The organism is Paraburkholderia sp. SIMBA_027 (genome assembly GCF_046535315.1).
Lineage (GTDB): Bacteria > Pseudomonadota > Gammaproteobacteria > Burkholderiales > Burkholderiaceae > Paraburkholderia > Paraburkholderia tropica.
The window spans coordinates 90910-96909 of the sequence record NZ_JAWRWY010000023.1 but is presented as its reverse complement, the minus strand read 5'-3'; the positions used below and the strand labels follow the sequence as shown (position 1 = coordinate 96909).

The 6000-nt window shown below is 56.1% G+C and carries 7 protein-coding genes; 4 read left to right on the top strand and 3 right to left on the bottom strand.

Annotation, left to right across the window (positions count from 1 at the left end):
* Positions 1-92 precede the first annotated feature (92 nt).
* Positions 93-1043: a site-specific integrase gene (locus SB764_RS33375; protein ID WP_410866007.1), complete on the top strand. Its 951-nt coding sequence runs from the start codon at positions 93-95 to the stop codon at positions 1041-1043.
* Between the two features lie 344 nt (positions 1044-1387).
* Here the strand turns inward: SB764_RS33375 and SB764_RS33370 are convergent, their stop codons facing one another.
* Positions 1388-2317 (bottom strand): hypothetical protein, encoded by a 930-nt coding sequence (locus tag SB764_RS33370; RefSeq protein WP_410866006.1) that lies wholly within the window; start codon positions 2315-2317, stop codon positions 1388-1390.
* Positions 2318-2343: 26 nt separating this feature from the next.
* Positions 2344-2916, bottom strand: coding sequence for a hypothetical protein (locus SB764_RS33365; protein WP_410866005.1), 573 nt, complete (start codon positions 2914-2916; stop codon positions 2344-2346).
* A 199-nt stretch (positions 2917-3115) separates the two neighbouring features.
* Here SB764_RS33365 and SB764_RS33360 point away from each other — a divergent pair, with 199 nt between their 5' ends.
* Positions 3116-3541: a transcriptional regulator gene (locus SB764_RS33360; protein WP_410866004.1), complete on the top strand. Its 426-nt coding sequence runs from the start codon at positions 3116-3118 to the stop codon at positions 3539-3541.
* Positions 3542-3554: 13 nt separating this feature from the next.
* Here SB764_RS33360 and SB764_RS33355 read toward each other — a convergent pair whose 3' ends face one another.
* Positions 3555-4661: a hypothetical protein gene (locus SB764_RS33355; protein ID WP_410866003.1), complete on the bottom strand. Its 1107-nt coding sequence runs from the start codon at positions 4659-4661 to the stop codon at positions 3555-3557.
* 87 nt (positions 4662-4748) lie between these two features.
* Between SB764_RS33355 and SB764_RS33350 the strand changes: the two genes are divergently transcribed.
* Entirely contained in the window at positions 4749-4895 is a 147-nt protein-coding gene (locus SB764_RS33350; protein WP_410866002.1) for a hypothetical protein, read from the top strand.
* 112 nt (positions 4896-5007) lie between these two features.
* Complete coding sequence (locus SB764_RS33345; RefSeq protein WP_410866001.1) at positions 5008-5973, top strand: DUF932 domain-containing protein; 966 nt, start codon at positions 5008-5010, stop codon at positions 5971-5973.
* The last annotated feature ends 27 nt before the right edge of the window (positions 5974-6000 follow it).

Genomic DNA, 6000 nt, shown 5'->3' with positions numbered 1-6000 from the left:
GTCCGCTTATTCGTTAGGTGGACACGATACTCCCAAGACCTTTAGGGCATTTCAAGATGGGTTGCCCAGTCGCTTACACTTGGAGAGCATGAATGGCATCAATTACGTTACGTGGGACAAAATGGCAGGTAAAGATTCGTCGGAAGGACCAACCACAGCTGTCGGCGACCTTCGCCACAGAGGCAGCAGCTCGCCGCTGGGTCGAAGAGCATGAACGCATCGACACGGGCCCCACGGTGGGCGACCTGTTCAGAAAATATATCAAGCACCCAATGCCCGACCGGCGATCTAGCGAATGGGACCGCCGTACCCTCCAGCGGATGCTGCGCCGGGAGAAGAAGCTATGTATGGTCCCTGTCTGCCAGCTCGACAAGACCCACCTTGCAGAGTGGCGGGACCGCCGTATCAAGGAAGTCCTAGGAAGCACCGTAGGGCGGGAACTCGATGCTATCTCCGCAGCGTACCGGGTGGCGATTGATGAATGGGACATGGGCATCACGTCCAATCCGGTGCGCGGTTTTCGCCGCCCAAAGCTCCCACTACCTCGTGACGTCCGGCTCATAGCCGGAGACGATGAACGCCTCGTCGCCGCTGCGCTGGACTTCAACCGGGAGATAGCCCCCGCAATCGTTCTCGCCATTGAGACGGCCATGCGACAAGGCGAAATTGCGAAGCTACGCTGGGAGCATATCGACCTTGAAGCCCGGACGGTATTTCTCCCAATGACGAAGAACGGAACAACACGCAAGGTGCCCCTATCCTCACGCGCAGTCGAAGCCTTGACATGGTGTCCGCCGCCGCATCAAGGGCGCGTTTTCAAGCTCACTCAGTCGGCTATGAAGTACGCTTTCAGTCGGGTACGGGAGCAATGCGGCCTTGGGAATCTGCACTTTCATGATCTGCGGCATGAAGCGGCGAGCCGCCTATTTGAGAAGGGACTGAATGTCATCGAAGTCGCTACCATTACGGGGCACAAGAACCTGAAGCACCTTCAGCGATACACGCACCTACGTGCCGAGGATTTGGCGAAGAAACTCGGATAGCTCCTCGTGCACCAACCTGCTGGCGTCACTACGAACGCCGTGATGTGACGCCCGTGACGGAGCTGTGACGGCCAGCAGTGCCCGGAAACCCGCATGAATACTGGGTTGTGACATTGTGACGTTTGTGACAAGTAAAAGCATAAACAGTTGGGGCGGCACTGCGTAGTCTGTGGGTTACGGTCTGTCCCGCCCAGGCCCCCCTCAACTCCTTTTCTAGCAACGTCACATTTGTCACATTGTCACTTCCCTTATGCAGCAAGCGTTTTGCCCGTGACGCAGGGCAAATCGTATGCGCCACACGCGTCACATTTCCACCCTTGACCAACGCCGATGGCATGGCCCCATCAAAGCCCAAACGCTGTCTGAATACAGTCAAGCAACGCCGGTTCACCAAGAGCCTTCACGGTTCGCTTACCTTGAGGCGTATCCTGGGCGATTTTCAGGTACGCCTTCCTATGTGTAAGGTCAAGCGCAATGAACCCTCCCCCTCCGGGTGCATCATGAGGCTTTGTAACGCCACGAACGTACCAGTCTGCTCCATTCCATCGAGCGCAGCCATCCCCAAGCGTCGGTGGATCGTTGAGTGCGGGCGTCAGCAATCCATCAACAGGGTTGAGCCACGCAGGAAGACTCGTCGCTCCGGGAATCGCTGCGTCAAAGAGCTTCACTGCAGCTATGCTTGCCGGGGTCTTGGACGGGTCGCCGTTCATATCGACAGGCATGAAAACCTTGTTTCCCGGCCCCAAATCCTTGAAGAATTTGACGTCGATGCAACTGATCGGCTGAGCCGCCCCGACCGCTTGAGCTGGCGCAGTGGATATGGATACTGCACGGCACGCTTCAGAACTCATGGGGCCCATCGGGCTACCATTTTGAATCTTCACCCATTGAGGTTTATCGGGGATATTCGCTGCCTGCAACACGCCTCGATAGAAGTATTTTGTCTCAAGGAATCTCATCGACCGATCTGCCGCATTTACCTGACCGCAATTTACTTCAACCGAATAAAACGCTACATCAAAGGACACCATTCCTTTGCCGGGAACGTAGTTTTCGGGTTGCATCTGGGCCGAAAACACAAGATCCACCAAGCCATTTCCGCTTCTTTTGGGGGAGCTTCGATCATAAAATATTTTTTCGGAACTATTGCCATATGGAGCATTCGCAATCCACTCCCAATCCCCATGATTTTCGTAGATGGTCTTTGCAGATACTCCCACACTAAAGAAAAGCGCAATAAACATCAAAAACGCAGAAAACCAAGACATTTTCATTTATCTTTCTCGCATATTAAGCGTTGTTATCTTATTGCAGCGCAGCCAGCCACCCCAACGTAACGCCATTCCGACCTTACTGGCGTGCTCCCGACCGAACGTCGCTCTTCCTTGCATTGCGTGACGATGTTTTTCCCGAGATAGGCAGCCGTTACCTTCAGGCTCTTGTCGGCATCATCCTTCCCCAGAAACCATGCACCGGCAACCGGAATCTCTTGATCCACGGAGTTGGGCACTCGTCCTTTATACCGAGCGCTATAGGTCGTGACGTCGTCGGCCGAATCGACGGCCATCTCGTAGCGCCGATACTGCGCACCCCATTGCCCTTGATGGAAGCATCGAGGACATACTTGTTCTGCGGTCGGGCGCACTGCTTCTGCCAGCCACTTCCAGTCAAGCCTGACCATGTCACTCGCCTGTTCGCCACAAGCCTGACAGCGGTGCGCCGCCCGGTATCGGTTGCGGATTTCGAGAACGCCAGTACCAACCGCCACCGTTGCCGCCCCTGCGACTGCGACCACCGCGATTTCCGGGAGTAATGCCGCAGCTGCCAAGGCAGTGAGCACACCGCCTGCGCCTGCCCACACCGTTTTGCTCATTTGCCAATCCCCGATACGTGCAAGGTCTTGCTCGTCGATGCTATCCCGCAATTTCTACATCGCAAGATTTTCTGCTGGCGGATTCACAGATACCGCCCTCCGATTCCCCAGCAGACACGCCCCAGATAATAAACCACTTGGTTTACGTAAACAACCATATGGTTATCACGAACAACCGCGCTTTTCGCACACTTGCGGAATGCCGACACTGGACGAAAAAAAGGCCTTTGCCACACGCCTAAAGCAAGCCCTCAAGCGCAGCTCGAAGAGAATCGAGACGGCGACGGAGTTGTCGACTCAGTTCAATCTGAGGCATCCAGCAGAGCCGATTACCCCGCAAGCGGCCCAGAAATGGCTTACTGGCACCGCCCGGCCCACCGTCGACAAGATCAAGACGCTTGCGGACTGGCTCGACGTGTCTCCGGAATGGCTCCGTTTCGGCGTAACCGATATGAAACGCAGCCGGCCTGCGAAGGGAGCGAAGCCGACCGAGGAAACTATTCAGCCAACCGCCGAAGAGCTCGAAGTGCTTCGTCGTCTCCGGGGCCTGTCGGAGTATCGGCGTCAGCTTGTTGAGGGTGTCATCGAGCAGTTCAGCCTCGACGACGAGATTTGGCGGGACTAGAGCCGCCTTGGCCTCATACTCTGCGAATCTGTTCCGCCATCCAAGTCAAAGCTTGCAGCAGCGCCCCGAGCTGTGTGTCCGATAGTTCCGAGAGTCGAATGTTTGGCTTCTTGTTCTGGGCATCGTGGATCATCGGCTTTGGAAGAGCCGCATTAACCTTCGTCACTGCCTCCAGACGCAGTTGCTCGTGATCGAACGGTGGCTTCGTAGATAGAAAGCGGAAATATAGCTCCAGCGTCCCACCGGTATACATCGCAAACAAAGCCTGCGCTTTGGGTTTCGAATCAATCATGGGCACAAACGAACCGGTGTCCCGCCCACGCCCCCAGACGACGCTACCGTTCTTGCCTGACCATTCCAGCAGCTTGCGAACATGGCCAACTGCCTTTGGATCCTTTTGCGCAAGGAGATCAAAGAACGTCTCCTCGTCCCAAATCCTTCCAGGTGACGTCACAGCCTTGCGAACCTCTGCCTCCGAAGTCTGCCCGATGACCGAGGGCACGAACGTCTTTAGGTTCTCGCCTATGTATTGGCGAATTTCGAAGGCAAGAACCTCAGCCGGGTTCATCTGCTCGTTAAGAAACTCCACAATGCGGCGAAGCTCCTTCGGGATGCGGTCGGCCACGAAGAGCATGCGGATCCTTCCCGCTTGAAGGTTCGTCTGCACCTTTGACCAAAAATCGTCCGAAGCACCACCATCAAGAAACTCTTCAAGGTCCAAGTCAGCACTTTCGCCGTGCGTATTCTCAAACTGCCTTCGAATCTCGTCGATTGACCAATACACGACAGAGTTGGCCGCATAGTCAAGCATCTGACCGACAACCTCTCGCCTGATCCTAGTGTCGGTACTTCGCTTGACCTCTACGAGCGTCGGGATCCCATCCTGATCGAGATATAGATGGTCAATCGACCAACGACTCCCTACGTCCATAGCGTCGGGAACCCCAGCTTCACGCTTGACGAGTAGCCATCGTCGTGGAGCCGTGGAGTCAACCAACTCGCCAGCAAGTAGCCCCGGGTAACGCTCTAGCAAATCCTGCAGAACCTTCTCGGAGTCGTACTCCGCCTCTTTGAATTCGACCAGTTTGTTGTCGTGTTGCAGCACATAGAGGCCAGCCATTTGATCTTCTCAATTTCCGGGTGTGGCGTCGGTACAAGAACGATAAGGAAGTGCCTCGATTCTGTAAACCACCAAGGAGCCCCCGCAATGAAGAAAGCTGCTCTTAGTTTCCTGCTCGTAGTTCTCATCGAAGCCGTTTCCGCTATCGCCAACTACCTGAAACAACGCCTCATGGGCAACCTTCGCGGTTCGGACTTCGGTCCCGGCGACGACGAAGATTTCGCCTACGCCTGATCCCTGCTGACCGTTCCACTGCCACTCCGGCAGCACGCTTCCCCCTTACTGATATCCAGCTTCCCGCCCGGCTTCGTTCCGGGCTGGATGCGCTCACCTATTGGAGAAACAGATGCATCTCGTTCACAGCATGGCCTATGTCGGCGAAGAGCCCTGGCACGGCCTCGGCAACCAACTCTCCCCACGCCAGCCGATCGATGTCTGGGCCAAGCAGGCCGGCATGGATTGGCAGATCAATTCCGCCGATGTCCGCTTTGTTGCCGGTAACGACGGACTTGGCTCGATCCACGCGTTCCCCGATCAGAAGGTTCTCTACCGTTCGGATACGAAAACTCCCCTCTCCGTTGTTTCGTCTCGCTATCAGGTCGTCCAACCGAGAGAAATCTTGGAGTTTTACCGTGACCTGACCCAAGCCGGTGGCTTCGAACTCGAAACGGCTGGGGTCCTGAAAGAGGGCCGCAAGGTCTTTGCCCTCGCACGCACCGGGCAATCAGCAACGCTCAAAGGCCGCGACGAAGTCAACGGATATTTACTCCTGGCTACCGCCTGCGATGGAACATTGGCAACCACCGCGCAGTTCACGTCAATCCGCGTGGTCTGTAACAACACCCTGCAAATTGCTCTAGGCGACAGCGCCGGAGCCGTCAAGGTCTCGCACCGCTCGCAGTTTGACGCTCAGGCAGTGAAAAAGCAGCTTGGTATCGCCGTCTCCCACTGGGACGAATTCATGTACCGCATGAAAGCTCTGTCCGAGCGCAAGGTCAAGCCCGAAACTGCCGAAGCATATTTCCGCCGGGTCCTTGCTTATCCCAGTAACACCGCCAAGGACAGTCCCGTAGCTGCGACGAACGAACGCGCCGTCAAAGTTGCAACCGAGTTGTGCTCTGGTCGTGGCAAAGGCTCGGACCTTGCCTCAGCCGCAGGAACGGCGTGGGGCCTCGTGAACGCTGTGACCGAATACGTCGACCATGAAAGACGCGCTCGCAGCCCAGACTCACGCCTCGACGCAGCCTGGTTCGGTGCAGGCGCAACGATCAAGCAGAAAGCATGGGACGAAGCATTACGACTCATCGCCTGAACCGTCTTCCCATCTCCCCAACGCAGC